Annotated in this window: 23 protein-coding genes; 11 read left to right on the plus strand and 12 right to left on the minus strand. The window is 62.3% G+C overall.

Annotated elements, in window-relative coordinates; translation table 11 throughout:
* Positions 1 to 60: 60 nt before the first annotated feature.
* The 4 genes from fis to prmA form a co-directional block, all read right to left on the minus strand.
* The gene (gene fis, locus GFU70_RS03425; protein WP_003186237.1) at positions 61 to 381 is read right to left on the minus strand and encodes a DNA-binding transcriptional regulator Fis; all 321 of its coding nucleotides are present in this window, start codon (positions 379 to 381) and stop codon (positions 61 to 63) included.
* Positions 378 to 1385 carry a tRNA dihydrouridine synthase DusB gene (gene dusB, locus GFU70_RS03430; protein WP_053177936.1) on the minus strand — a complete coding sequence of 336 codons (1008 nt, stop codon included), beginning with the start codon at positions 1383 to 1385 and terminating at the stop codon, positions 378 to 380. Before dusB ends, fis begins: the two co-directional genes overlap by 4 nt.
* 185 nt (positions 1386 to 1570) lie before the next feature.
* A complete protein-coding gene (locus GFU70_RS03435; protein ID WP_153387602.1) occupies positions 1571 to 2797 on the minus strand; it encodes a DUF3426 domain-containing protein in 1227 nt (408 codons plus the stop codon).
* Between the two features lie 30 nt (positions 2798 to 2827).
* Positions 2828 to 3706, minus strand: coding sequence for a 50S ribosomal protein L11 methyltransferase (gene prmA, locus GFU70_RS03440; protein ID WP_116643252.1), 879 nt, complete (start codon positions 3704 to 3706; stop codon positions 2828 to 2830).
* Positions 3707 to 3901: 195 nt separating this feature from the next.
* On the opposite strand from prmA, the gene GFU70_RS03445 reads away from it, so the two are divergent.
* Entirely contained in the window at positions 3902 to 7873 is a 3972-nt protein-coding gene (locus GFU70_RS03445; RefSeq protein WP_153387603.1) for a dermonecrotic toxin domain-containing protein, read from the plus strand.
* 80 nt (positions 7874 to 7953) lie between these two features.
* On the opposite strand, the gene accC is transcribed toward GFU70_RS03445, so the two are convergent.
* The 5 genes from accC to GFU70_RS03470 form a co-directional block, all read right to left on the minus strand.
* Positions 7954 to 9309 carry an acetyl-CoA carboxylase biotin carboxylase subunit gene (gene accC / locus GFU70_RS03450; RefSeq protein ID WP_064107020.1) on the minus strand — a complete coding sequence of 452 codons (1356 nt, stop codon included), beginning with the start codon at positions 9307 to 9309 and terminating at the stop codon, positions 7954 to 7956.
* 17 nt (positions 9310 to 9326) lie between these two features.
* Positions 9327 to 9791, minus strand: coding sequence for an acetyl-CoA carboxylase biotin carboxyl carrier protein (accB, locus tag GFU70_RS03455; protein ID WP_003197423.1), 465 nt, complete (start codon positions 9789 to 9791; stop codon positions 9327 to 9329).
* A gap of 47 nt (positions 9792 to 9838) precedes the next feature.
* Positions 9839 to 10291 carry a type II 3-dehydroquinate dehydratase gene (gene aroQ / locus GFU70_RS03460; RefSeq protein WP_058543870.1) on the minus strand — a complete coding sequence of 151 codons (453 nt, stop codon included), beginning with the start codon at positions 10289 to 10291 and terminating at the stop codon, positions 9839 to 9841.
* Between the two features lie 262 nt (positions 10292 to 10553).
* Positions 10554 to 11102: a methyl-accepting chemotaxis protein gene (locus GFU70_RS28990; protein WP_413468846.1), complete on the minus strand. Its 549-nt coding sequence runs from the start codon at positions 11100 to 11102 to the stop codon at positions 10554 to 10556.
* 1449 nt (positions 11103 to 12551) lie between these two features.
* Positions 12552 to 14222 carry a response regulator gene (locus GFU70_RS03470; protein ID WP_058543872.1) on the minus strand — a complete coding sequence of 557 codons (1671 nt, stop codon included), beginning with the start codon at positions 14220 to 14222 and terminating at the stop codon, positions 12552 to 12554.
* A gap of 284 nt (positions 14223 to 14506) precedes the next feature.
* Between GFU70_RS03470 and GFU70_RS03475 the strand changes: the two genes are divergently transcribed.
* The 6 genes from GFU70_RS03475 to GFU70_RS03500 all read left to right on the plus strand — a co-directional run bounded on the left by GFU70_RS03475 (position 14507) and on the right by GFU70_RS03500 (position 21462).
* The gene (locus GFU70_RS03475) at positions 14507 to 15574 is read left to right on the plus strand and encodes a DUF2333 family protein (RefSeq protein ID WP_058543873.1); all 1068 of its coding nucleotides are present in this window, start codon (positions 14507 to 14509) and stop codon (positions 15572 to 15574) included.
* Positions 15575 to 15577: 3 nt separating this feature from the next.
* On the plus strand, positions 15578 to 16135 hold the full coding sequence (locus GFU70_RS03480; RefSeq protein ID WP_058543874.1) for an NUDIX hydrolase: 558 nt from the start codon (positions 15578 to 15580) through the stop codon (positions 16133 to 16135).
* A 169-nt stretch (positions 16136 to 16304) separates the two neighbouring features.
* Positions 16305 to 16676 (plus strand): translation initiation factor Sui1, encoded by a 372-nt coding sequence (locus GFU70_RS03485; RefSeq protein ID WP_153387604.1) that lies wholly within the window; start codon positions 16305 to 16307, stop codon positions 16674 to 16676.
* A 211-nt stretch (positions 16677 to 16887) separates the two neighbouring features.
* Positions 16888 to 18801 (plus strand): arginine decarboxylase, encoded by a 1914-nt coding sequence (gene speA, locus GFU70_RS03490; protein ID WP_058543876.1) that lies wholly within the window; start codon positions 16888 to 16890, stop codon positions 18799 to 18801.
* Between the two features lie 559 nt (positions 18802 to 19360).
* Complete coding sequence (locus GFU70_RS03495; RefSeq protein WP_058543877.1) at positions 19361 to 20668, plus strand: type VI secretion system Vgr family protein; 1308 nt, start codon at positions 19361 to 19363, stop codon at positions 20666 to 20668.
* Positions 20665 to 21462, plus strand: coding sequence for a DUF4123 domain-containing protein (locus GFU70_RS03500; RefSeq protein WP_153387605.1), 798 nt, complete (start codon positions 20665 to 20667; stop codon positions 21460 to 21462). The genes GFU70_RS03495 and GFU70_RS03500 overlap by 4 nt, the downstream gene beginning before the upstream one ends.
* Positions 21463 to 21465: 3 nt before the next feature.
* Here the strand turns inward: GFU70_RS03500 and GFU70_RS03505 are convergent, their stop codons facing one another.
* Both GFU70_RS03505 and GFU70_RS03510 read right to left on the minus strand, forming a co-directional pair.
* Positions 21466 to 22815: an MATE family efflux transporter gene (locus tag GFU70_RS03505; protein WP_058543879.1), complete on the minus strand. Its 1350-nt coding sequence runs from the start codon at positions 22813 to 22815 to the stop codon at positions 21466 to 21468.
* Between the two features lie 272 nt (positions 22816 to 23087).
* Positions 23088 to 23381: a hypothetical protein gene (locus tag GFU70_RS03510; RefSeq protein WP_003197447.1), complete on the minus strand. Its 294-nt coding sequence runs from the start codon at positions 23379 to 23381 to the stop codon at positions 23088 to 23090.
* A 164-nt stretch (positions 23382 to 23545) separates the two neighbouring features.
* Between GFU70_RS03510 and GFU70_RS03515 the strand changes: the two genes are divergently transcribed.
* Genes GFU70_RS03515 through GFU70_RS03530 form a run of 4 tightly spaced genes read left to right on the plus strand, consistent with a single transcriptional unit; the run spans position 23546 to position 25793 of the window.
* A complete protein-coding gene (locus GFU70_RS03515; protein WP_058543880.1) occupies positions 23546 to 23851 on the plus strand; it encodes a MazG-like family protein in 306 nt (101 codons plus the stop codon).
* Positions 23848 to 24597: a methyltransferase domain-containing protein gene (locus GFU70_RS03520; RefSeq protein ID WP_058543881.1), complete on the plus strand. Its 750-nt coding sequence runs from the start codon at positions 23848 to 23850 to the stop codon at positions 24595 to 24597. The genes GFU70_RS03515 and GFU70_RS03520 overlap by 4 nt, the downstream gene beginning before the upstream one ends.
* 12 nt (positions 24598 to 24609) lie before the next feature.
* Positions 24610 to 25218 carry a DUF4136 domain-containing protein gene (locus GFU70_RS03525; RefSeq protein ID WP_058543882.1) on the plus strand — a complete coding sequence of 203 codons (609 nt, stop codon included), beginning with the start codon at positions 24610 to 24612 and terminating at the stop codon, positions 25216 to 25218.
* A gap of 20 nt (positions 25219 to 25238) precedes the next feature.
* Entirely contained in the window at positions 25239 to 25793 is a 555-nt protein-coding gene (locus GFU70_RS03530; protein WP_058543883.1) for a DUF4136 domain-containing protein, read from the plus strand.
* Between the two features lie 104 nt (positions 25794 to 25897).
* Here the strand turns inward: GFU70_RS03530 and GFU70_RS03535 are convergent, their stop codons facing one another.
* Positions 25898 to 26752: a MaoC family dehydratase gene (locus GFU70_RS03535; protein WP_116643247.1), complete on the minus strand. Its 855-nt coding sequence runs from the start codon at positions 26750 to 26752 to the stop codon at positions 25898 to 25900.
* Positions 26753 to 26754: the final 2 nt, after the last annotated feature.

Consider the following 26754-nt stretch of genomic DNA (forward strand, 5'->3'; position numbering starts at 1 on the left):
GAAGTCAGCAAAAAAGGCGACCGTTTTTTACGCGGGCGCCTTTCTGGTTTGATTGAATGCTTACAGCAGATCGTACTGCTTGAGTTTCTTGCGCAGGGTGCCGCGGTTCAAGCCCAGCAGCTCACTGGCCTTGGTCTGGTTGCCCTTGACGTAGTTCATCACGCTTTCGAGCAGAGGCGCCTCGACTTCGGAAAGCACCAGGTTGTACACATCCGTGACGGCAGCGCCCTCAAGGTGGGCGAAATAATTGTGCAGCGCCTTCTCGACACTCCCGCGAAGGGTCTGGCCTTCTTCGCTGGGCGTATTGAGGTGCTGTTTCAAATTCACGTTGTCGCTCACGGGTGTTGTTCCACTCACTAAAGTCTCGGTCATCATCGTCATGCGGCCACCCCTTCGTCCCCTGTCAGGCTCTTGTAACGCTCAGCGAAGAACGCCTGAACGTCGGCGCATTGTGCTTGCGTACCATCCAAACGATTGAAACGGGCGCGAAACTCCCTGGCGCCCGGCAGGGTTGCGAGATACCAGCCCACATGCTTGCGAGCGATGCGTACGCCCATGACTTCTCCATAGAAGGCATGCAGCGCGGCCAGATGCTCTAGCAGAATACGTTCCACCTCGGACAGCTGCGGCGCAGCGAGCTTTTCGCCCGTGCGCAGGAAGTGTTCGATCTCACGAAAAATCCATGGCCGCCCCTGGGCGGCCCGACCGATCAACAGGCCATCGGCACCGGTCGCGTCCAGCACGTACCGGGCCTTCTCGGGCGAATCGATGTCGCCATTGGCAAAGACCGGAATCGACACCGCCTGCTTGATCGCGGCGATGGTGTCGTACTCGGCTTCGCCGGTGTACAGGTCGGCACGGGTGCGGCCGTGGACCGCCAGCGCCGTGATGCCCGCCTGTTCGGCGATCTTCGCCACTACCAGGCCATTCTTGTTCTCCCGGTCCCAGCCGGTGCGGATCTTCAGGGTCACCGGCACATCCACTGCGGCGACGACCGCCTGCAGGATCTCGGTAACCAGCGCTTCATCTTTCAACAGTGCCGAACCTGCGGCCTTGTTGCAGACCTTCTTCGCCGGACAGCCCATGTTGATGTCGATGATCTGCGCCCCCAGCTCGACGTTCGCCCGGGCCGCCTCCGCCAGCATCTGCGCGTCGCCACCGGCGATCTGTACCGAGCGGGGCTCGGGATCACCTTCGTGGATCATGCGCAGACGCGATTTGCGGGTGTTCCACAAACTCATGTCGCTGGTGACCATTTCCGAAACCACCAATCCTGCACCCAGTCGCTTGCACAGCTGACGAAAGGGCTGGTCGGTGACCCCCGCCATAGGGGCGAGAACCAGGCCGTTCTGCAATGTATATGGGCCGATGCGTACCGCCGACATAGGACTTCCCTGAAGTGGGGCCGGATCATGAGACTTCGAAAAAGGGTTGGCATGATACCCGCTCTCGATGACTGGATAAAGATCGGATTGGATAAAATCTGAACAGCTATTTTGTTATCGCCAGCGGTTTGGTCTGGGTGGGGTTAGTCAGAAAGCTGTCGTCAATCGGCCGACCCGGGCCGGCTTCATTCGGGGGAATGGAAGCTCAGGCTGTAGTTCACCGCTCTGGGGCCAGGGTCCAGGATATCCAGCGCGATGTGAATGGGCGTCTGGGGCGGCATTTCGCCGCGGTCCTCGAGGTCGCCACCCAGGTACTCGCCGGGCTTGAAGCGACGGCTGGCGATCAGGTGTCCGTTGAGGTCGGCAAAGCGCAGCTCCAGCAACGGAAAAGGTTGGGAGAAGGGCGCACGGTTGTAGATGATCGCGTCCACCACCAGGGCACCGCTGAACTCCGGATGGCTGCGCACCACCAGGTTGCTGCTCTTGATCTTGGCGATGTCGACCTTGGACGGTACTTCGCAGCCGATGGTCGGGCAGATTTGCAGGAACCACGGCCGGTACTGGTCCTGGCGGGCCAGTTCTTCGAAATGGTAGGCGATGTACTGGCCGCCCAGGGCCGCGCTGGCGAACAGTATCAGCAGGCCCCACAACAAACGTCGGCCCCAGGGCGAGCGGCGTTTGCGCCAGTCCAGTTGCAGCGGGTCGTCGTCCAGGTCGTGGAGGGCCTCGGCGCGTATCCCCGGCTCCTGGCGTTCCCGTGATTTGCGAAGCGGCACCGGTTGCTCGGGTTCGTCGTCGTGCTCGTCGGTGGCGGACAGGCGCTCGAGGTGTTCGTCGGGGTCGTCGTCCGGCGCCAGGTGGAGCGGGGCGACAGGCTCGTCGTCCGGTTCCAGTGGTTCAAGGGCCAGGGACAGGGACGGCTCGGTGCGCGGTGGCCGGGCCGGTTCGTGGGGTTCGAACGGTTCGATGGGGTCCTGGAGGATGGCTTCGGCGTGCTCGCTGGAAGATTCGCTGTACAGGCTGTCGGACCAGGCTTGCTGTTCGCTGGAGAGCGAGTCGCGTTGCGCGCTCAGGTTGTCTTCCCGGCGCCGGCCGGCATTGCCTGGCGCGCGATTGTCGCGCCGCTCCAGGCGCGCCAGTTCCTTGTCCAGGTCATCCAGGTCCAGCTCGGCGGCGCTCCATTGTTTCTGGCTGATCGCCCGGGGCAGAGTTTCGACCGCAGGTTTGGCGGTTGGCGCGACGGCAGGTGCCGGTTGCTTGGCGGTGCGTTGCTCCAGCAACTGTCGCGCGGCATTGAACACCTGCAGGCACGAGCCGCAACGAACCACCCCGCGGGCCACGCTCAATTGAGCATGGCTGACGCGAAAACGGGTGTGGCAATGCGGGCACTGGGTGACGAAGCTGTCAGTCATGCGGCAATCCGGTGAATACAGGCGCTCATTCTAGCGCCGACGTCCGGTGATGCGCACCCAGCCATCGCGATTGGCGATCGGGTCCAGGTCAAAGTCCGCGGCATAAGCGGCGGCGACTTCTTCACCTTGTTCGGCGAGGATGCCCGACAGCGCCAGGCGTCCGCCCGGCTTGACCAGGCTCGACAGTTGCGGCGCCAGGGACACCAGCGGGCCTGCGAGGATGTTGGCCACCAGTACGTCGGCCTGGACTTGTGGCAGATCCTGCGGCAAGTACAGCGGGAACAGGGCATCGGCAATGTTATTGCGCCCGGCGTTGTCGCGGGAGGCTTCCAGGGCCTGGACGTCGATGTCGGTGCCGACCGCTTCCCTGGCGCCCAGCAGGAGCGCGGCAATCGCCAGGATCCCCGAGCCGCAGCCGAAGTCGAGTACGTTGCAGCCCTTCAGGTCCTGGCCGTCAAGCCATTCCAGGCACAGTGCGGTGGTCGGGTGGGTGCCGGTGCCGAACGCCAGGCCCGGGTCCAGCAGCAGGTTGACTGCGTCCGGCTCTGGCGCGGCATGCCAGCTCGGGACGATCCACAGGCGTTGGCCGAAACGCATCGGCTGGAAATTGTCCATCCAGCTGCGTTCCCAGTCCTGGTCTTCGATCACTTCGCTGTGATGCTCGGGCAGCGGGCTGCCGGTCAGCAGCTCGAGATGGGCCAGCACGCTGGTCGCCTCGGTGCCGTCTTCGAACAGGGCCAGCAGGTGGGTGTGGGACCACAGCGGGGTGGTGTTGAGCTCCGGCTCGAAGATCGGCTGGTCTTCGGCGTCCATGAAGGTTACCGATACAGCGCCTACTTCAAGAAACGCGTCTTCGTAGGTTTCGGCTTGTTCCGGGCTGATGGCCAGACGTACTTGTAGCCAAGGCATGGCGGGCACCTTTGGAAAAAAATCTACAGGGGGCAGCGCAGGGCTGCAAAGGCGCGCAGTGTACGCCAGGTCGCCGCCAAAGTGGATAAGCGAGTCTCGTGCCGTTCGGGTGGGTGTTTCGAATATATATATGTATGCCATGGGCGTATCGCCGGGAGGATAAGGTGCCGGTCCACACAACAAGGAGGAATGTGTATGGACATCACTGCCGAACGGCAAGGCAACATGGGGTACACCGGGCCACTCTCTTCTTTGCAGGCGGCGACTGCGCAAGTGACCCTGGAGAAATTGACGCGTTGGCAGGTGGCTATCGATGCGCGGCTGCAAACCCAGATGAGCTTGCTGGAGGTGCTGGAAGAGTACCTGCTGGTCGAGCTGCGCACCCATTATTACCAAGGCAACATCGACCCGCACTTCATTGACACCCTGCTCGACACGGTGTTGCAGCGCATGATCGACCAGGCGCCTGTGGCTTATGACGAAGAGCAGGATTCACCTTACCGTTGGCCTGAGGGGATAGACCTGGGTTTTGCCCCCGAGCGCCGGGAGTCCGTTGCCCTTGCGGTGGAAAGTGCCGCGTCGAGGTTTGTCAGTCACTACAAGGACTATCTGCGGCGACATTGGCGAATGGCTTCGCAGGATGCCGCGCTCGAGGCGTTGATCAGGCAAAAGCTCGATGAGCATCAGGTCTCTGTCGACGGGGTTTTCCAGCCGGACCATCTGGCCGGCCTGGACGTCGATGAATTGCGAGAACAGATCGAAGAACTCCAGGACGCCTGGCGCCGGACGAGTCGCTTGACGGCGTTGGCAACGACGCGCGAGCGCCGGGATCTTGGAGCGGTGGCGCGATTGCAGTTGCCGTATTGGCTACGGAGTCTGGGCCATCCGGATCGTGAACGGCTGCGCACTTTTGAAAGGCAGGCCGCGCTGGCGCAGGCACAGGTCGATGAACTGGTCGATGGCCTGGGTTCGCTGCGCGCTTTCGCTCGGCAGCTGGCCAGGGACTATGTCCGGGATGAATTGGACATAGCGGTCGAGCCTGACGGTATTCGCGTGCAGTTGCAGTGGCGAACGGTGATGGGGCAGCCGGTGCACACCTACAGCCTGAGTGAGCTGGTGGCGGCCGGTCCGATAAGGCCGGACGCGGTGTCGGTGTTCCTGGTGGAAAATGGCGGCATGCTGCGTAACCAGTCTCTTTCACCCGCCTTCATTGGTCGATTGTTGGCGAACGTCGATGCACCTGCCGGATACCTGCCAGCACTGGTCGAGCGATATGAGCGCGGGGACCTGAAAGACGCCATGCTCGATTGGTTTTTGGCGCGGCTGCAGCACAGTGCATTTGTTGCGCGTTGTGCGGGCCAGTTGTCGACGGCCGGCCATGACGCGCTCAGTGCCCTATGGGAGAACGATGTTGCGACGCCAGCCTCCAGCGTGCTGCGTGTCGCCAGCCTTGTTCTGCCCAATGACCTGAAGTGTGCCGATCTTCTGCTGTTCTACCGCGAAGACGTGCGCGATGACGTCAGCGCCCTGCTGCTGTATGCCCCCGGCAAACCCGATGGCCAGGAATGGGTCGAATTGACCTCGCTCCGGGCGTTGAGCGGGGAGGTGGGTGCCTGGACCCAAAACGAAGCCGGTCGCGAGTACCTGCTGCAACAACTCTCTGCGACCGATCATGGTCGGGCCCGGGAGTACTTTGCCGGCGTGGTGGAGAAACCAGCCTTGTGGGACCTGGGCAAAGACCTCAGGGGAGCGTTCACCGGTTTCAGGGCCTGTCTTCAAAACGCGGTCTTGACCGGCCTGGCCAATAACCTGGCGCAGGTGGAGCTGAACGAGTCGCCTCGCTGGTACTCGGCGTTGCCCCTTGAGTCCCGACGCAACATCAGCGGCTTGAACCAGGAGGTTCTGGTTCAGCGGCAGGTATTCGATGAGCAACTGGCCGACTATGAAGTCTTCATCGACTTCGCCAAGCGTACCTTCGCCCATTCGATTACGCCTTACCTGCATAGCAAGGGGGTGCTTGAAGCGGTCGATCCGGCCACGGTCTTCATTGACTACAGCCCGGGGCTGGCCGCCGAGAAAAAAACGGCCAGCCTGCTGGACCTTGCCATCTTCGGATACGAGCACAACGCGGATATCGACGACCCCGCAAAAGGCGTGCGTTCTTCTGTCGGGCAGGACTTGAGGCAGGTTCGCAGCGCCGAACTGGCGTCATACATTCGCGCGGCTTACCTGGGGGAGCGATACGCCAGGCACATCCGCGCCAGTTTCCTCGATGCCAAGGCCACGGAGTATCCGAGGCGCCGTGAGGCTTACCGTTACATGCTGTTGGCCAGGATGGACCGTGACCTGCGTGTGGCCCATGGCAAGTCGATATTGAACACCGATGAATTCCAGTGGCTCACCCGGCAAGTCACGTTGCTGAGCGATGGGAACTCTGCGAACGGCGCCACGCACCCCGGCGCTGCCGTGACGCGCGAAGGTGTCATCAAGTTGACGGTCGGCGGTCATGTCGTGCAAGGCGTCTACGTTTTCACCTACTTCGATCCGAAGGCCTTTTATTGGTTGTACACCCCCGACGCTCCGGATGGGGTCCTGTTTCGCAAGTACCTGGATTTTTCCGGGAGCGTCGCAGCACAACTGCATGGTTACGTACTGGAGCGGGTTGCACTCACCGCGCGTGCCGCTGTAGGGCGTTCGCTGGTGGCTCTGGCCGCCGGGAACACGCGTGTCGATACATTGCGCGAACTCAATCGGGTCATGGATATCAGCGCTGAATTCGATGCCTGCATCGAGCGCGCTGTCACCGATGTGGAGGACATCACCACAAGTCGTGCCGAAATGATCAGGGATCAGGTATTCAAGGGCCTGATCTTCGCGGCGCTTCCTGTGTGCATGGTCTATCCCCCATTTGCCTTGTTGCTGGATATCGGCATGGTGGCTGTCAGCGCCAGGCAGGCGGTCGAGGCGCATGCGCAGGGCGACACGGAAGGGGCGCTCGGTCACTGGCTGGCCGCGACCTGGGGGGCGCTGTTCGCCACACTCGGCGCCGCAAGCATGGCCACGCTGCTGGGGCGCGCGGCCAGGAGCCTGAAGCTTGTCGTGAAACCTCTGTCGTTGTCCGCTGAACGCTTGAGACGCGCGACATCGGCCGTCGCCAGGGAGGCCGGACCGGTGACCCCGCCCATACGCCTGAAGCCGCAGCAGGCGGTCGGCAAAGTACCGGAATACCTGCAGCCGGTGACCGAGGAGGGGATTTTTTTGGGCACCTATCGCAGCCCGCCCAGCGCAGCGCAACCGCGAAGCGCTCATTACATACGGAGCAAGGGCCGGTACTACCAGGTGATGGAGGATCCCTACTTCGGCGGGTTGTGCCTGGTGGATGCCAGGCGTCCCGGTGCGTTGTACAAGATGCCCATACGGAGGATGGCGAATGGAAAATGGACCCATAACAAGGTCGGCTTGAGAGGCGGCAATGATCATGTGCGCAACCTCGGACGGGTGGGTGATCTGCGGGAGGCGTTTCCCGGGCATGTCGTCCCGGACGTGACAAGGGGGGCGTTGCAGGGCGAGGCCGTGGTGGCGAAGTTCAGCGAAGGGGCAGACAACTACCTGTTCTCGCTGAATGCGCAGACGTGTGTGATAGCTTCGTTGTACAACCCGGCCACCAAGGTTGGCGCGGTCATTCATTTCGACCACAACATCCGCCCGCTGATCGAGCGCAGTGTCCGCGATGTGACGCGGCGCCTGGGGGGCTCGGCCAAGGACATTCGCGTCACCTTGGTCGGCGGGGACTGGCTGACGGGGACCGACATCGGCGAGCCGGTCAGGGTGGTGATGAGGCAGCATGGGCTGCAACCGACCTGGAATCACTGGTCGTATTCTTCCTGTTTCGGCAATACCTATGGTGTGTCACTGGATCTGCGCAGCGGGGTCACTTCGGTATTCAAGACCGCTCGTGGTCAAGTCGAGAGCTACTACAAACCGGTGTTGGCGAGGGCCAAGCTGGCTTCTGACCCGGTATCGGTGCGTGCACGCAGGTTCATGACGCGCTTGCGCAGCGAGCCGTTGGTGGCCAATGCCAACGGTGCCGTTCGCACCCAGCAGGGCCGACGGGCGACGGCGGCGCACCTTGCCTTGCAGGAGTTCACTACGGTGACGCTGAGCTGATGCCCTTGCCAGCAGCGTGAGCGACAGGCAAAAAAATACCCCGGCCAATGGGCCGGGGTATTTTTACATCACTTGAAGCATCAATGCTGGTTGCCCAGCTTGTGCTCCAGGTAATGGATGTTGACGCCGCCTTTGCAGAAGCCTTCGTCACGTACGAGGTCGCGGTGCAGCGGGATGTTGGTCTTGATCCCGTCTACCACGATTTCGTCCAGAGCATTGCGCATGCGCGCCATGGCTTCGTCACGGGTCGCCCCGTAGGTGATCAGCTTGCCGATCAACGAATCGTAGTTCGGCGGAACGGCATAACCGCTGTACAGGTGCGAATCGACGCGAACGCCATTGCCACCCGGGGCATGGAAATGCTTGACCGTGCCTGGGCTTGGCATGAAGGTTTTCGGGTCTTCGGCGTTGATCCGGCATTCCAGCGCGTGACCGCGGATGACCACGTCATCCTGGGTGAACGACAGCTTGTTGCCGGCGGCGATGCTGAGCATCTCCTTGACGATGTCGATACCGGTGACCATTTCCGAAACCGGGTGCTCCACCTGAACACGGGTGTTCATTTCGATGAAGTAGAAACGACCGTTCTCATACAGGAACTCGAAGGTGCCGGCGCCGCGATAGCCGATGTCGATACAGGCCTTGACGCAGCGCGCCAGGACTTCCTGGCGAGCCTGCTCGTCGATGCCCGGTGCCGGTGCTTCTTCGAGGACCTTCTGGTGACGACGTTGCAGCGAGCAATCGCGGTCGCCCAGATGGATCGCCTGGCCCTGGCCGTCGGACAGCACCTGGACTTCGACGTGACGTGGGTTGGTCAGGAATTTTTCCAGGTAGACCATCGGGTTGCCAAACGCCGCGCCAGCTTCGGAGCGGGTCAGTTTCGCCGAGGAAATCAGGTCTTCTTCCTTGTGTACCACGCGCATGCCGCGACCACCACCGCCGCCAGCGGCCTTGATGATCACCGGATAACCGACTTCGCGACCGATGCGCAAAGCGGTTTCTTCGTCTTCAGGCAGCGGGCCGTCGGAACCCGGGACGGTCGGTACACCCGCCGCGATCATGGCGTGCTTGGCCGAGACCTTGTCGCCCATCAGGCGGATGGTGTCGGCTTTCGGGCCAATGAAGGCAAAACCGGAATTTTCGACCTGTTCGGCGAAGTCGGCGTTTTCCGCCAGGAAGCCGTAGCCAGGGTGAATGGCGGTGGCGCCGGTCACTTCGGCAGCGGCGATGATCGCCGGGATGTGCAGGTAGGAGTGCGCAGCCGACGCCGGACCGATGCAGACGGATTCGTCCGCCAGGCCCAGGTGCATCAGTTCTTTGTCGGCCTTGGAGTAAACGGCGACGGTCTTGATGCCCATCTCTTTGCAGGCGCGCAGAATCCGCAGGGCGATCTCACCGCGGTTAGCGATCAGGACTTTTTCCAACTTCGCAGTCATCAAAGGCTCTCCGCGGTTCAAACGATGGTGAACAGCGGTTGGTCGTACTCAACCGGCTGGCCGTCTTCGACGAGGATGGACTCGATCACACCGCTGGTTTCAGCTTCGATGTGGTTCATCATCTTCATGGCTTCGACGATGCACAGGGTGTCGCCTTTCTTCACGGTCTGGCCGACTTCAACGAAGGACGGCGAGGATGGCGAAGACTTGCGATAGAACGTGCCCACCATTGGCGAACGGGCGACAGTGCCGTTGAGCGCTGGCGCAGCCGGTGCGGCTGGCGCTGCTGCGGCAACCGGCGCTGCTGCTGGAGCAGGCGCGGCGGCTGGAGCGTGCATCGGTGCCGGTGCATAGAACTGCTGGGCCGGAGTCTTGCTGTGGCGGCTGATGCGTACGGACTCTTCGCCTTCCTTGATCTCAAGCTCGTCGATGCCGGACTCTTCCAGCAATTCGATCAATTTCTTAACTTTACGGATATCCATGAATCATCAACTCCCAAGGGTCGGTCAGGGGCGTTTAACGCTTGTTTTCAAGCTGTTGCCTGTCTTTCAAGCTGCTCTAGGGCGGCCTCCAGGGCCAGTCGGTAACCGCTGGCGCCAAGGCCGCAGATCACTCCCACTGCTACATCCGAGAAGTAGGAGTGATGGCGGAAAGGTTCGCGTTTGTGCACGTTGGACAAATGCACTTCGATGAATGGGATGCTCACCGCCAGCAACGCGTCACGTAATGCGACGCTTGTGTGTGTAAAAGCTGCTGGATTGATCAAAATGAAATCCACGCCTTCGCCACGTGCGGCATGGATACGGTCGATCAATTCATATTCGGCGTTGCTTTGCAGATAGAGCAAATGATGGCCGGCGTTGCGGGCCCGCTGCTCCAGGTCCTGGTTGATCTGCGCCAGCGTCACGGCGCCGTAGACGCCCGGTTCGCGGGTGCCCAGCAGGTTCAGGTTGGGTCCGTGCAGGACCAATAGGGTCGCCATCTGCTGTTCCTTGTTATCTGTGAGCAGGTATCAGAACCTGGCGACTATGCCGCAAAGCCTTTGTGACTGTCCAGTTCTCTGCAATAGCCAGCACGATGACCGATGTTTGCGCGAAATTTGTGACCCAGGCCTCTGATCCGGTCATATGGTTGGTACCGAACCCCTGTGGGAGCGAGCTTGCTCGCGAAGGGGGCGGTACATTCAACATCGATGCGAACTGAGCTGGCGCTATCGAGCTCGCTCCCACAATGGATCTGTGGTGCTAAACCCGAAACGCCTGCACCGCCGTATGCAACCGCCCACCCAGCACCAACAGGTTGTCGCCTTGTTCCCGGCCCTGGCCGATACGCACCAGGTTGTCCCCACCCAATTGATGAATCCGCTCACTGTGATCGCGGATTTCGCTGACGGCGCCGCTTTGTTGGGCGGTAATGTCGGCGATGCGAACCGCGGTGTCGGAGATGGTCTGGATGGCGCCGACAATCTCATCCAGCGCGCCGTCGGCTGCTTGCGCCTGGTTGGCGGTGGCTTCGGCGTGTTCGACCTGGGCACGCATGCCGTCCACCGATTGGCGCGCCGCCTGTTGCAGGCGGGCGATCAGCGTCTGGATTTCGGCGGTGGCGCCGGCCGTGCGTTGGGCCAGGGAGCGGACTTCCTCGGCCACCACCGCAAACCCCCGGCCCATTTCCCCGGCGCGGGCGGCTTCGATGGCGGCGTTGAGGGCCAGCAGGTTGGTCTGGTCGGCAATCGAGCGAATCACCGTCAACACGCCGCCGATGGTGGCCGATTCCTCGGCCAGTTGTTCGATCATCTGCGCATTGCCTTGTACTTCTCCCACCAGCGCATGCAGGCCTGTGAGGCTCAGGCCGATGACTTTCTGCCCTTGCTCCACCGCGTGCCCGGCGCTGCGGCTGGCGTCCGCGGCCTGGCTGGCATCGCCGGCCACTTGCTGGATCGTCGCCTCCAGTTCGCTGAGGGAGTCACGGATCAGCGCCGTGTCGCCGGCCTGATGCTCGGCCCCACTGTGCAAGTCGCCGCTCAGCTCGGCCAGGGTCCGGCTGCTACCCGCGACCTGTTCGGCGTTCACCCGAATGGTGCCCACCAGGTCCACCAGATAAGCGCGCAGACGATTGAGCGAAGCCTCGATATCTTTCAATTCGCGGTTGCTGGCGCCCACGTGGATATCACGGCTGAAGTCGCCTTCGGCCCAGGTCGACAGGGCTGGCGCCAGGTGCGTCAAGGTACGGGCCAGGCGCCGCTGCAAGGTGTCGATGAGCAGCGCGATCAGCAGGATCAGGCCAATCATCACCCCCTGGATCAAGCGAACCTCTCCCTGGATCTGTCCATGCTGGGCCCGTACCGCCGGTTCCATGGCATCGATCGCCTGTTGCACATCGGCGATTTTCAGGTGCGTGGCGCTGCTCAGTTCGGTGCGTTTCTGGATCAGGTCACGGGTGCGGGCCAATTCGGCCGGGTAACGAGCGAGCAGGCTGTTGAGTTCGCGCTTGAGGGCGATGCCAGCATCTTCGGCGCTGGTTTTTTCCTGGGTTTGCAAACCCATCAGCGCGGCGAAATCATCGCTGCCTGATTCACTGCTGTCGGTGACGCCCAGCAGTGGAAGGCTGTCGAGGCGTTCGGCCTCTACACGGATGCTCGCCAGTTCCCGCTCGACGTCGGCGGCCAATTCGCTGCGGCCACTGCTGACCAGTTTGTCCCGCGTGAGGGACAACCGGCCCAGGTGCTGCGAAGCGACAAACAACGGTGGCAAGTAGGCCGGGGCCCCGTTGGCATATTGGGCCAACTGGTCGAGGCTGGCACTCAGCTCACGCTCGGCCTGCAGCAGCAAGGCCTGGGGGTCGCCGGCCAGTTTGCCGGCGGCCAGCAGGTCGGTCTTGCTGAAGCTGTCGAGGTTCGACAGGCTCGGGCGCAGGGGCTTGGCCAGTGCAGGGGGGAACTGATCGAGGTCTTTTTGCAGGGTCTCCAGGGCCTGGGTGGCGGCACTCAGGCGCAAGGCGTCGCCGCTGGCCAGGTAGTCCTCGATGTTGCGCGCCACCTCGCCCTGGAACTGCCGCGACAGGCCCAGGTAGCGTTCCATCAGCAGGTAGGGCCGTTCCAGGGCGATCTGCGACCACCATAAGGTGGCCCCAAGGCCCAGGCACACGGCAACTAAAAGGAGGGTGTTGAGATTGGTCAGCAGCTTCAGGCGCATCAAGGTCTACCGGGGGCAGAATCGTAAGTGCCTGAATTTATTGCGCTTGAGTTACAGGTTTATGACCGAATCAGTCGATTCCGATGAAAAGGTGGCACTTTGCTTTGATTGGCGAGCGCTCTGCACCCGGTTGCGCCCGGCGTGCTTGGCGCGGTACAGCGCTTCGTCCGCCTGGCTGGCCATCATCAGGCTGTCGAAGTCATCGCTCATTTCCACCACGCCGGCGCTGAAGGTGCACCACAAATCGTGGGGCTGGGCCGGGTAGTGGATTTCGGCAAAGCGCTGGCGAATTTCATCCAGCACCTTGCAGGCGGCGTCGATGTCGGTGTCGGGCATGACGATGGCGAACTCTTCGCCCCCATAACGGCCGATGAAATCGGTCTTGCGCAGGCGCTGCTTGAGAAACAGCGCCAGGCTCTTGATCACGCGGTCGCCCATGGGGTGGCCGTGGCTGTCATTGACCCGTTTGAAATGGTCGATGTCGAGCATGGCAAAGCTCAGGGGCTTGCCTTCGCGACGAGCGCGGAAGCTGCAATCCTCGAGCAATTGCAGGATATGGGTGTGGTTGTACAGGCCGGTGAGGCTGTCGCGCACCATCCGTGCCTTGAGGTTGCGCGCCCGGGCCGCACGGTTGCGCACCGTGGTGATCAGGTGCCGGGGCTTGATCGGTTTGGTCAGGAAGTCGTCGCCACCTTCGCTCATGGCGTCGAGTTGCTTGTCCAGGTCGTCTTCGGCAGACAGGTAGATGATCGGCACGCTGACGTAGCGGTCGTTGTGGCGTATCACCTTGGCCAGTTCCGTGCCGGTGCAGGCCGGCATGTACATGTCGAGGATGATCAGGTCGGGCTGGAAGTCCGCCAGCTCGGCCATGGCCTGGATCGGCTCGATCAGCGTGCGGGTGATGATGCCGGCGCTGTTGAGCAGGCGCTCGGTGTGCATGGCCTGGGCACGGGAGTCATCGATGATCAGTACTTTGTACGGATCGTACTGGGCGACGCAGGTCAGCACTTCGATCTTTTCCAGCAGGCTCGAGGCTTCGAGGGTGCCGGTGAGAAATTCCTGCCCACCGGCGCGTACCGCGGCCAGGCGTGTCGGCGTGTCGGTTTCCAATAAACTGAAGAACAACAGCGGCAGCGGTTGTTCCAGGCCTTCCTGGGCTTCGGCGGCCAGTTTCAGGCCGGCGCCGGGGCCACTGAAATCCACATCCATGACAATCGCCGCCGGCAGGCGCTCGACCATCGAGGCGCGGAACGCCGCGACACTGTCCAGCGCCTGGGCGCTGAGGCCGAAGAACTCCAACTGCTTGGCCAGGCGCTCGGCGCGGTCATGGTCCTGCAGCAACACGTAGATGGGCTTGCGCAGCGGCGGCAGAAAGGTTTGTTCGAGCTGGTCGCCATGGCGCAGGCCGGTACGAGACAAGCGCTGCATCAGGCGGTTGATTTCGGTGATCAGGTGGCTGCTCAGGCGCCCGCGATTGGCGTCCACCGCTTGCAGCGACTGGCTGATGCCTTGGGCCAACTGGGAGTGCTCGGGCTGTTCGAAGCGCTCGGCAAAGCGCAGCAGGCGCAGATTGGCTTCGCTGAGCTCCGACAGGTCGGTACTTGTCCACTCACTGCGTTGCAGGCGCTGCCAAATCTCCAGGATCTGACGAGCCTGATGAATTACCCGCTGGGCAAAGTGGTGCTTGAGGCGCTCACGGCTGGGGTCTTCTGGCTCGGTCATATCCTGACTACTAGTTAGGGTGCATGCTGAGATCGACTGGTGGCTCTATGCTAGCACCTCTTTTCCTTTGCATGAGTGTCATACGTCAATAATCTGTCCTGTCGCGAAATTCAGTTCGTGACCGGACAGTCTCGTAGGCCGATGGCCACGCTTCCTTTATAGTGCTGTTCGATTGCCCTGTCGCGCCCGGCATGATTGGGGCCGCATTATCGCGTTTCAAATCAGGCACGATGGCGTAGGGTTGTGGTCGAACCGAGAACTCAAGTGATTGAAGGGATATCGCCATGCTGGACTGGAAAAACCGCGCGGGCAGCGCGCCTGAACGTGCCGCCGAGCCGAAATCGGCCACCCGCAGCTACCTGGGTGGGCTTTTTTTCAGCCGCGCACTGGCCACGCTGATCGGCCTCTACCTGCTGGTGACCATCGCCGTCGCTTGGTATTGGAGCCAGGAGCCCGCGCTGTTTCCAGTGCAGCAGAACGCCCAGGCCGCGGCCGAGAAAGATGGCCGGCAGATGGTGTTGGGCTACACCACGGTCGAGACGCTCAAGACGGTGGCCGGGACCTTGCTGACCAAGCCGGGTGGCTATATTTCCAACGACCGCTTCCCGCCTGGCCTGTGGATGGACAACATGCCGAGCTGGGAATATGGCGTGCTGGTGCAGGTCCGCGACCTGAGCCGCGCCCTGCGCAAGGACTTCGCCCGTTCCCAGTCGCAGTCCGCCGAGGACGCCGACCTGGCCAAGGCCGAGCCGCGTTTCAACTTCGATAACCGCAGCTGGGTGCTGCCCTCCAGTGAGTCGGAGTACCAGGAAGGCATCACTCTGCTGAGTCGCTATCAGGCGCGCCTGTCCGACCCAAACCAGAAAAGCGCGCTGTTCTACGCCCGCGCCGATAACCTGAACAACTGGCTGGGGGATGTCGGCACTCGCCTGGGGTCGTTGTCCCAGCGCCTGTCGGCCAGCGTTGGCCGGGTCAAGCTCAACACCTCGCTGAAAACCGAAGTCCCGGTCCCGGGCCAGGTGCCGCAGGTGGATGAGGAGGTGGTCGAGACGCCGTGGATGCAAATCGATAACGTGTTCTATGAGGCCCGTGGCCAGGCGTGGGCGTTGTCGCACTTGCTGCGCGCCATCGAAGTGGACTTCGCCGATGTGCTGGCGAAAAAGAACGCCACGGTCAGCGTGCGGCAGATCATTCGTGAACTGGAAGCGTCCCAGGAACCGGTCTGGAGCCCGATGATCCTCAACGGCAGCGGCTTCGGTGTATTGGCGAACCACTCGCTGGTCATGGCCAACTACATTTCCCGGGCCAACGCAGCGGTCATCGATTTGCGGCAACTGCTGAACCAGGGCTGATCCATGAGTGAAAGCCCCCGGGAGGACGCTCACCGAGTGGCCTCGGATGCCGAGCTGATTGCGTGGGTCGACGAGCAGGACAACCTGCTCGGCAGCCTGGTGCGTTCAGAACTGCGTGAGCGTGGCCTGATCGGACGCGGCACCTACATCATGCTGTTCAATTCGTCCGGTGAGCTGTGTGTTCACCGGCGCACCCTGAGCAAGGCCATTTACCCCGGTTTCTGGGACGTGGCGGCGGGCGGCATGGTGCAGGCCGATGAGACCTACGCCGAATCGGCTGCTCGCGAGCTGGCGGAGGAGCTGGGCGTGAGCGGCGTGGAACTGACCGCCCATGACCATTTTTATTTCGAGGACCCTGGCATTCGCCTGTGGTGCTCGGCGTTCTCGGCAGTGTGGGACGGCCCATTGGTCCTGCAACCCGAAGAGGTCCTCGAAGCGCGTTTCCTGCCCCTCGAGCAGGTGCTCGATGAAATCCAGTACAAGCCTTACTGCCCGGACTCTCTGGCGGCGCTTGAACGCTATTTGCGGGTCCATGGTGGCAGCGTCGCAAAGAAGCTATAAATTGGCGCTGATTGGCCCTTAGCAAGTCGGCTTTTTGCCGTTACACTGCGCGACTTTTCAAGCTGAACCGCGTCTGCGGTCCAGTAGCGCTGCCCCTGCCTGAGTGGGGTTTCGCGGTCGCGGCACGTTCTGTCCTCGACCAGTCTTTGTCCTCCCAAGAGGATTGCCGGTGGCCAAAAAAGCCGCATCCTTCGCCGCCCTGGGCGGCCTGGTATTTTCTACCGACGCCGGTCGTCATTGTCCTGATTGCCGTCAGCCGGTGGATGCCTGCATCTGCAAACAGACCGCCATCCCGGAAGGTGACGGCATTGCGCGCGTGCGCCGTGAAAGCAAAGGTCGCGGTGGCAAGACGGTGACCACGATCACCGGCGTGCCGTTGGCCGAAGACGCGCTCAAGGAATTGGCCACCACGTTGAAGAAACGCTGTGGCACCGGTGGTGCGTTGAAAGACGGCATCATCGAGATCCAGGGCGATCACGTCGAGCTGCTGCTGGCGGAACTGGTCAAGCGCGGCTTCAAAGCCAAGAAATCCGGCGGCTAGCAGCCTCTGTGAAAACCACCCTCGGCTTGACCCGAACCCCACGTTCGAGGTCCCCCGCATGGTTTTCACAGAGCCTGTTCTGAACGGGTTTCTAAACTCATCGCTGGGAGCAGGGTCTACCTTGCTAACAGGCAATTCGTCATTTTCACTCTCTAGACTGCCCCAGCCTCCGACCGGATGGTGCATTTTGACTTCTTTATAGGGGACTTCGATGTCCGTACGACGCACACGCAAAGACGATGGCAGCCAATGGACAGTTGCGGACAGCCGCAGTGTTTACGGGATTCGCCATTGGGGGGCCGGGTATTTCGCGATCAATGAAGCCGGTCGCGTCGAAGTCCGTCCGAACGGTCCCGACAGCTCGCCCATCGACCTGTTCGAACAAGTCGACCAATTGCGCCAGAGCGGCCTGTCGCTGCCCTTGCTGGTGCGCTTCCCCGACATCCTGCAAGACCGTGTGCGCCAGCTAACCGGCGCGTTCGACAGCAACATCGCGCGTCTGGAATATCAGAGCCAGTACACCGCGCTCTATCCGATCAAGGTCAACCAGCAGGAAGCGGTGATCGAGAACATCATCGCCACCCAGAACGTCTCCATCGGCCTGGAAGCCGGTTCCAAGCCGGAGCTGCTGGCGGTCCTGGCCTTGGCGCCGAAGGGCGGCACCATCGTCTGCAACGGCTACAAGGACCGCGAGTTCATCCGCCTGGCGCTGATGGGCCAGAAGCTCGGTCACAACGTCTTCATCGTCATCGAGAAAGAGTCCGAAGTCGGCCTGGTGATCGAAGAGGCCGCAGCGCTCAAGGTCAAGCCACAGGTCGGCTTGCGCGTGCGCCTGTCGTCCCTGGCGTCGAGCAAGTGGGCCGATACCGGTGGCGAGAAGTCCAAGTTCGGCTTGTCGGCCGCGCAACTGCTGTCGGTGGTCGAGCGCTTCCGCGCTGCCGGCCTCGACCAAGGCATTCGCCTGCTGCACTTCCACATGGGTTCGCAGATCGCCAACCTGGCGGACTACCAGCACGGCTTCAAGGAAGCAATCCGGTATTACGGTGAACTGCGCAACCTCGGCCTGCCGGTGGATCACATCGACGTCGGCGGTGGCTTGGGCGTGGACTACGACGGCACGCACTCGCGCAATGCCAGCTCGATCAACTACGACATGGACGATTACGCCGGTGTCGTGGTCGGCATGCTCAAGGAATTCTGCGATGCCCAGAGCTTGCCGCATCCGCACATCTTCTCCGAAAGCGGCCGCTCCCTGACCGCCCACCACGCGATGCTGGTGGTGCAGGTGACCGATGTCGAGAAACACCACGACGACGTGCCGGTGATCGACAACAAGCAGGAACTGCCGGAAACCGTGCAATGGCTGGTGGACCTGCTGGGCCCGACCGATATCGAGATGGTCACCGAGACTTACTGGCGCGCCACCCACTACATGAGCGACGTGGCCGCCCAGTACGCCGACGGCAAGCTGACCCTGGCCGAAAAAGCCTTGGCCGAGCAGTGCTACTTCGCCGTGTGCCGTCGCCTGCACAACTCGTTGAAGGCGCGCCAGCGCTCGCACCGCCAGGTGCTGGATGAGCTCAATGACAAGCTTGCCGACAAATACATCTGCAACTTCTCGGTGTTCCAGAGCCTGCCGGACACCTGGGCCATCGGCCAGGTGCTGCCGATCCTGCCGCTGCATCGCCTGGACGAAGAGCCGCTGCGCCGTGCCGTGCTGCAAGACCTGACCTGCGACTCCGACGGCAAGATCAAGCAGTACGTCGATGAGCAGAGCATCGAGACCAGCTTGCCGGTCCACGCCCTCAACCCGGGTGAAGACTACCTGCTGGGCATCTTCCTGGTGGGCGCCTATCAGGAAATCCTCGGCGACATGCACAACCTGTTCGGTGACACCGACTCGGTGAACATCTACCAGAACGCCGATGGCAGCGTGTACCACGCCGGTATCGAAACCCACGACACCATCGAAGACATGCTGCGTTACGTGCACTTGTCGCCGGAGGAGTTGATGACTCACTACCGCGACAAGTGTGCCAGCGCCCGTATCAGTGCCGCTGAACGTACCCAGTTCCTCGATGCATTGCGCCTGGGGCTGACGCGTTCGTCTTATCTGTCTTCTTGATGGGGAAGTGAACGTCTTCCGGGCAATGTGGTGAGGCAAGCTTGCTCGCGCTCGGCTGTGCCCTGTAGGAGCTGCCGAAGGCTGCGATCTTTTGATCTTTCGCTTGTTGGGGCTCAAGCGTCTGGGGAGAGATCGCAGCCTCGTTGCACTCGACAGCTCCCGGCTGTGCCCTGTAGGAGCTGCCGAAGGCTGCGATCTTTTGATCTTTCGCTTGTTGGGGCTCAAGCGTCTGGGGAGAAATCGCAGCCTCGTTGCACTCGACAGCTCCTACACAGCTCCTGCACAGCTGAGCTCGCCATGGGATTACATCAGCTCTATCTTTTGGGCTGATCGGCACCGCCCGCCGGGGCTGTCAGAAAATGCACCGCACGCTGCGGTTTTTTTCGGACGGTCCCGGAGGGCGTTTTTATTTGTGCCGTCGTTATTTCTCTCCGTCGGTGCATTTAACCGGCGATGTCCTTATTTCGTGTAGTCCCTTTCCTAACTTGTACTTGGCCCCTCTACTCGGCCATGGCTCTCGGCGAAAATCCCCGACCGCCCCTCCTGTAGAGAAACGCCGATGTCCGATCCAGCCAGCGAGCCAGTCTTTCGTCTGGAGATAGCCGGTCTGCCCGAGCCTGTTGACGTCGTGGCCTTCACGGGTAGCGAAGCGATCAGCGAACCCTTCGTCTATGAAGCGCAGCTGTTGTTGCGCGACGCGAACCTGGACCTGGCGGGCCTGTTGTACCGCAGCGTCTGGCTGAGTTTCGGGGCCCCAGGCCGGGGCATTCATGGGCAGCTTCATGAGTTGGTTCAACACCGTCATGGCGCCGGCTGCCGGGTGCGTATCGGGCCGAAGCTGGCCTGTCTGGCGCAGCGCTTCAGCCAGCGGGTCTTCAGCGCCCGTTCGGTGCCGCAGATCATTCGCCAGGTGCTCAAGGCCCATGGCATCAGTGGCCGCAGCCTGTGCCTGGACTTGAGTGGCGATTATCCACTGCAGGATTTCTGTACCCAGTATCGAGAGTCGGACCTGCAGTTCCTGCAGCGCGTATGCGCCCAGGCGGGTATCCACTTTCATTTTGAACACACCCGGGACGGGCATTGCCTGGTGTTCGCTGATAATCCACACAGCTTCCCCCCTGCCGGTAAGGCGGTCTATGCGGACGACGGCCCGATTGCCGCAGTGCGGTCCTTCAGCGTGCAAACCGATGCGTCGGGGGAGCAGACCGCCCAGGGCCGTAGCGACTTGATGAACCTGCACGGTGGTCAGGTGCTGACGCTGATGGCCCATCCGTTTGCCGGCTGGGACCGGCGCTGGCTATTGACGAAGGTCGAGCACCGCGCACAGGCGGGGGTGTACGGCAATCATTTCAAGGCCATTCCCCGGGGCGTGCTGTTCGTGCCGGACGAGGTCCCGGCAAAGCCGCGCATGGTGAGCCGGCAACGCGGCTGGGTCGTGGCAGTGGACGAGCCGTCGGAGCTGGGGGCGGGGCGTGTGGCGGTGCAGTTTGACTGGGTCTACCAGGGCGAAGGCGCCAGCGCCAGTCATTGTTGGCTGCCCTTGGCACCCGAACTGACCACGGGCGGGGCGGGCGTCTTGAGTGACGGTACCGAGGTGCTGGTGAGCTTTATCGAAGGCGATCCGGATCGACCATTGATCAGTGCATTTCTGGACGTGCCTGACTCGGTGGAGGTTATGAATGATTCATCTGCAGGCGAAACACGGGGGCCGTCGGTTGCCGATCCGGTCCTGTTGTCTGCAATCCGGGATGCCGAACCGCTGGTCTTGTTGTGCTTGTTGCCCGAAGGCGGGCCTTTCAACCCTTGCGCCCAGCCACTATGCACCTGCCGTATGCTCATGGGGCGCGGTGTGGGCGTTACTCGATGAATGCCGCGGCCCTGTCTGGATCAACGCCGCAATGGCTGCTGCTCGACGTACCGAGTGCGCCTGACGCCGCGCGGCTTGTGCACGCGCAGTTCGCCGAGGCCCGGTGTTTTGCCTTGTTTGAAAATACCGAGCTGCATGGGTTGCGAGAGCACGGTCCGCTGTTGGTGGATCTGCGCCACTCACCTGCGCTGGTCAGCCTCTGCCATCTGGACCCACGTTCCTGGCCGGGATTATTGTTGGTCAGCCCATCGCCCGTTACGCAATTGCTGGCGCATCTGCGGCGCATGTTGACGGTGACGCTAGGCCTGCATCACAAAGCCTTGTTGAGCTACTACAACCCGCACATCGCCAGCTATTTCTTCGACGGTTGCGACCCTCAGGAGCTCAGTTGCTGGCTGGGCCCGATCAGTTTGTTGCGCTGGTTTGGTGGCACCTGGGCCGACCGGGCGATCGGCAGCCAGGGTTGGCAGCAGCTGTCAAACCCGGGGCTGTCGGTGGCGGTGCTGGAGAAGGAGCACGGCCTCAGTGCCCGACAACAGGGCCAGTTGCAACGATGCCTGCTGGAGCGCCACGCCTGGCAATGGTCCCGTTCTACCGCGTGTGATTACCGTAGGCTCTGGGAGGATTTGCAGCAGGGCCTGGCGCTGGGGTTTACCGAGCGGACGGTGCTCGATGACTGGCTGTGGCTGCGCCTGCAATACCCCGATGCCCGTCCAGGCCCTGGCCTGGTGGGCGGTTCGCAGCGCGAGCGGCTCGAGCATCTGCGCCGGCGCTGGCAGGGCAGCCAGGATTGAACGTTAGTGGGCTGATGCGCCGAGCCAGCGGTCGCTGCGCTGCAAGTGCCAGGCGAAAGCACCGAGGGTCAGGCTGCGCAAGGCCATGAACAGCAGGAAGGTGATCCACAGCCCATGGTTGCCCAAGCCTTGCAGCGCCCAGGCAATGGGCAGCACCAGCAGCAGGGTCAGCAGCATGCCGTTGCGCATTTCCCGGGCACGGGTGGCGCCGATGAACAGCCCGTCCAGCAAGTAACTCCAGACGGCGATCAGTGGCAGGGTCGCCAGGTAAGGCAGGTAGAGATAAGCGGTGGCGCGCACGTCGGGAATGTCGGTCTGCATGTCGATGAACAGGTGGCCAGCGAGCAGGAACAGCAGTGCAAAGCCCAGGCTTGCGATCAACGACCAGCCGCACGCCACCACCAGCGAGCGACGCAGGGCCAGGCGGTCGCGGGCGCCAATGGCATGGCCGCACAGCGCTTCGATGGCATGGGCCAGGCCGTCCAGGGCATGGGCCGTCAGCAGCAGGCCGTTGAGCAGCAGGGCATTGGCCGCCACGGTCGCATCCCCCAGGCGTGCGCCTTGCACGGTGATCAGGAAAAACACCGCTTGCAGCGCCAGGCTGCGGATGAAAATGTCCCGGTTCACCGCCAGCAGCGGGCGCCAGTTGTGCCACAGCCCCAGGGCCGCCCAGGCGATCTGCCCGGGCCAGGCGCGCAGTGTGTTGCGGGCCAGGGCCAGGCCGACCAGTGCCCCGGTCCACTCGGCAATGACCGACGCCCGGGCCGACCCGGTCACGCCCCAGTCCAGGCCGATCACGAACCACAGGTTCAGGGCGATGTTGACCAGGTTGGTCGCCAGCAGGATCGCCAGCGGGGCCCTCGCATTCTGGGCGCCGAGGAACCAGCCCACCAGCGCATAGCTGGCCAGTGCCGCCGGCAAGCCGAAGAGCCGGGTGTGGAAGAAGTCACGGGTCAACTGGTTGAGCTCGGCGGACGGCTGCATGAAGTGCAACGCCACGTCGCTCAACGGCACGCCGACGGCGCCGAGCAGCACCGCCAACCCCATCGCCAACAACAGTCCTTGCACCAACACTTGTCGCAATGCCGCCCCGTCACTGCGCCCGGCAGCCTGGGCAGCGAACCCGGTGGTGCCCATGCGCAAGAACCCCATGGCCCACGCCAGCACCGTATACAAACTCGCCCCGACCGCCACCGCGCCCAACTGATGGGCATGGGGCAAATGGCCGATGACGGTACTGTCCACCAAGGCCACCAGCGGTACGGAAATGTTCGAGAGAATCATTGGCGCAGCCAGCGCCCAGACCCGGCGATGGGTCTGGCGGTCGCGCCAGTCGGTGGTCAGGTTGGACATGCGGGCTCCTTGATGGAGCGCGATTGTAGCGGGTTCTCGCATTGATCGTTCCCTGCGGAACTTGGGATTCATTGTGGCGAGAGGATTTAGCGAAACGTCGCACCGCCCCGCTGGGTTTTGTAGGAGCTGGCGAAGCCTGCGATCTTTTGAACTTGATCTTTCGCTCTTGACTTAATGAGCGTTGAGAAGATCGCAGCCTCGTTGCACTCGACAGCTCCTACAGAGATAAATCCCCTCACCACACTGGTGTCAGGCAAGGGATCGCCGGGGCTTCAGTGAATGATCCAGCTCAACAACCACAACCCCAGCACCAGCCAGATGATGCCCATGACGATCGAGGCCCGCATGAAGGCGCGGATTGCCGAGTACAGCAGCATCAGCCCGAGAATCAGCGCGATGATGCTGATGATCGAGGTGTCCATGCCCAGGGTGCGTGACAACCCGTCGACGAAGTTGCCGCCAGCGTTGGCCAGGGTGTTGAAGAGACCGCTGAGAAGGTCGACGATGAAACGGATCACCGAACCGAGCGCCTGGCCGAGCCATTCGAAAAAGCTTTCTACCTGCATACGTGCATCCTGATGGGAGGGGATCTGAGCTGAGCCGCTGGCTCCTGATTGTAGGAGCTGTGGCGGCCGAGTTGGTTCGATTATGGGGCAAACTGTCGCTTCGTACCGAGACGCTTGCCTTCCCCGGGCATCCCCCTGAAGCTATGCGTATTCAGGAGAACCCGATGAACCTTGTTGAACTGACCGAACGCCTGCATGCCATTCGTGACCGTAACGACTGGCGGCAATTCCACAGCCCGAAAAACCTCGCCATGGCTGCCAGTGTGGAAATGGCCGAACTGGTGGAGATTTTCCAGTGGCTGACCGAGGACCAGTCGCGCCAGTTGCCGGCGGACACACTGGCCCACGCCGGGCAGGAGGTCGGTGACATCGTGTTGTACCTGTTGCTGCTTTGCAGCGAACTGGGCCTGGACATGGACGCCGTGGTGCGCAGCAAGCTGGCCGACAGCGAGCGGCGGTTCGGCCAATGAGCGACCGTCATTTCGATCAGCTCGCCACGCGCTTCGCGGAAAAAATCTACGGCGGGGCCAAGGGCGCGATCCGCCTGGCGGTGCTTCAGGCCGATCTGCTGGAAAGCTTGCCACAGCGCCCGTTGCGCGTGCTGGACATCGGCGCCGGCCTGGGCCACATGTCGTTGTGGCTGGCCGAGCGCGGCCATCAGGTGACCCTGGCCGAGCCGGCCGAACCCATGCTCGAAGGCGCCCGCCAGCGCTTTGCCGAGGCGGGCCAGAGCGCCACGTTCATCCAGGCGCCGTGGCAGGATCTGCCCGGCCAGCTCACCGAGCCTTACGACCTGGTGCTGTGCCACGCGGTGCTGGAGTGGCTGGCCGAGCCCTATGCGATCCTGCCGGTGCTGCATCAACTCACGGTCCCGGGCGGCTGGCTGTCCCTGGCGTTCTACAACCGCGACGCGCTGGTCTATCGCAACCTGCTCAAGGGGCATTTTCGCAAGTTGCGCAAAAACGACATGGCCGGCGAAAAACAGAGCCTGACGCCGCAACAGCCTCTTGATCCGCGGGAATTGGCGGCGCAACTTGAAGGCCTGTGGCAGGTCGAAAACCAGAGTGGCGTGCGGGTTTTCCATGACTACATGCCGGTGGAGTTCCAGGCACGCGTGGAACTTGCGCAGTTGCTGGAAATGGAACTGGCCCATCGTCGCCATCCGGCGTTTGCCGGGTTGGGACGTTATCTGCACTGGATCTGCCGTCCAGTGTGACCGGAGCGCGAAATGAAAGGTCGTTCAGGGTTGTTGATGCTGTGCCTGGGACTGGCGGCCTGCCAGGGCAGCAACCCCTATGTCGCCACGTCCAATCCGCTGCCGCCGGCACCGCCCGAGGCCGCCACGGTGTTCGACCGCAGCGCTTACCCCGCGCCGCCCCGTGACTATGGGCGCTATCGCAGTTGGGCCTGGCGCGACGGGCGCCTGCCATCGGGTTCCGCCTGGGCGGATTCGGCCCAGGTGGCCGAAGCGGTGAGCAATGCCCTGGACCAGCGTGGCCTGCGCCCGTTGCATGACAACCGGCCCGCCGACCTGTTCGTCAGTGCCGACCTGCGCCTGGAAACCCGCGTGCGCCAGGTCCGGGACGACTATGATGCTGGCTACTACGGCGGCTACAACCGTTATGGTCCGGGTTATGGCATGTACCATCCGGTGCCGATGGTGCGCACGTATCGGGAACAGGTCGTGGTGGTTCGGGTGGACCTGTTCGATGCCCGCACGGGGCAACCGGTGTGGAGCGCCAGTGCCGAAACCGGCCAGCGTGGCAGTCAGAGCGAGCGCACCGATGCCATACGCCAAGCAGTGGAAAAAGCCCTGTCGGCGTATCCACCAAGTTGATTACGCAACGGAGAAAAACCATGTTTCGCCGTCTTGCTCTACTGGCCTTCACCCTGTTGCTGGGCGCCTGTGCCTCTAACCAGGTCAACCATGACTTTGACACCAGCCGCGATTTCGCGGCGTATCGCAGTTGGAGCTGGAAAGACCCGGCGCTGCAATATCGCCCCGATGACCCACGCATCAAGAGCGACCTGACCGAACAGCGGATCCGCCAGGCGGTGGCCGATCAACTCGATCAACGCGGCCTGCGTCCGGCGGCGAGTGGGCACGGCGATGTGCTGGTCCAGGCCTATCTGATCGTCGAGGATCGCCAGCAACAGGTCACCACCAACTACGGCGGTGGTTGGGGCGGCCCGTGGAATGGCTATTGGGGCGGGCCGATGTACAACGAAACCCGCAACATCAGCTACAAGGTCGCCACCGTGCAGATCGACCTGCTCGATGGCAAGGACGGCAAGCTGGTGTGGCGTGGCAGTGACGAACAACTGCTCAGCAACTCTCCCAACCCGACTGACCGCAACACGGCCGTGCGCGAGACGGTTGGGCGGATTCTGTCCAACTACCCACCTCGCTGATCGCGGCGTGACCCACCGCCATCGCGAGCAAGGATTTTGTGGCGGACACCAGCTCTGTGAACACCCGCTCCCACAGGGATTTACGGTGAATGCCGTCGACCTGCTCAGGCCACCGGCCGCCACTCTCCGACCATATGCTCCAAACCCCCAGCCCCCACCAGTTGCAGTTGTCCACTGGACCCCGCCGCACTCGCCAGCAGTACCACCTCACTGGGCAGGCGCACCGGTTTCTTGAAGGCCACGTCGATCTCGATGTTGGCCTCGGGCAGGTGGTCATCCAGCGCCGCCAGGGTCCTGGCCTTGTTCCACAGGCCATGGGCGATGGCGGTGGGGAAGCCGAACAGCCGCGCGCTGATGCCGCTCAGGTGAATGGGGTTGTAGTCGCCGGACACCTTGGCGTATTGCCGACCGATGTCAGCCGGTGCGGTCCAGCGCGCGACTTCAACCAATGGCAGGCTGGCCTGCGGCGAGTCTTCCACGAGAGCCCCGTCAAGCTGGACACCTTTGCAAAGCATCTGGCTTTGGGCCTCCCATAACGGCCCCAACTGATCATCAAGGCGGGTCACCAGGTCGAACACCGCGCCCTTGGGGTGGGCTTGCAGGTTCTCGACATTGACGCTGGCCCGCACCTGGCCGACCCCGCCCATGGGTCGCAATACGCGAATGCGATTGCTCAAATGGATCAGCCCCAGCAGTGGGAATGGAAAATTGCGCGCGGTGAGCAATTGCATTTGCAGGGCAAACGCCAAGACGTGGGGATAGGTCGGCGGCAGCAGTCCGTTATCGACGAAACCGCAGACTTTGCGATAGGCGGCCAGGCGTTGCGGGTCGACCTGAAGCACTTGACGCAGTCCTTCCTCGGGCAGGGTCGTTCCGGTGACCTTGCGCCGTGTCGCCGCTTTGGAATAAAGCCCGGACATCGAGGGCGAGCTGCTGACTTCATGCCATTGGATCGTCATGG

This window comes from Pseudomonas brassicacearum (genome assembly GCF_009601685.2).
Classification (GTDB): domain Bacteria; phylum Pseudomonadota; class Gammaproteobacteria; order Pseudomonadales; family Pseudomonadaceae; genus Aquipseudomonas; species Aquipseudomonas kilonensis_B.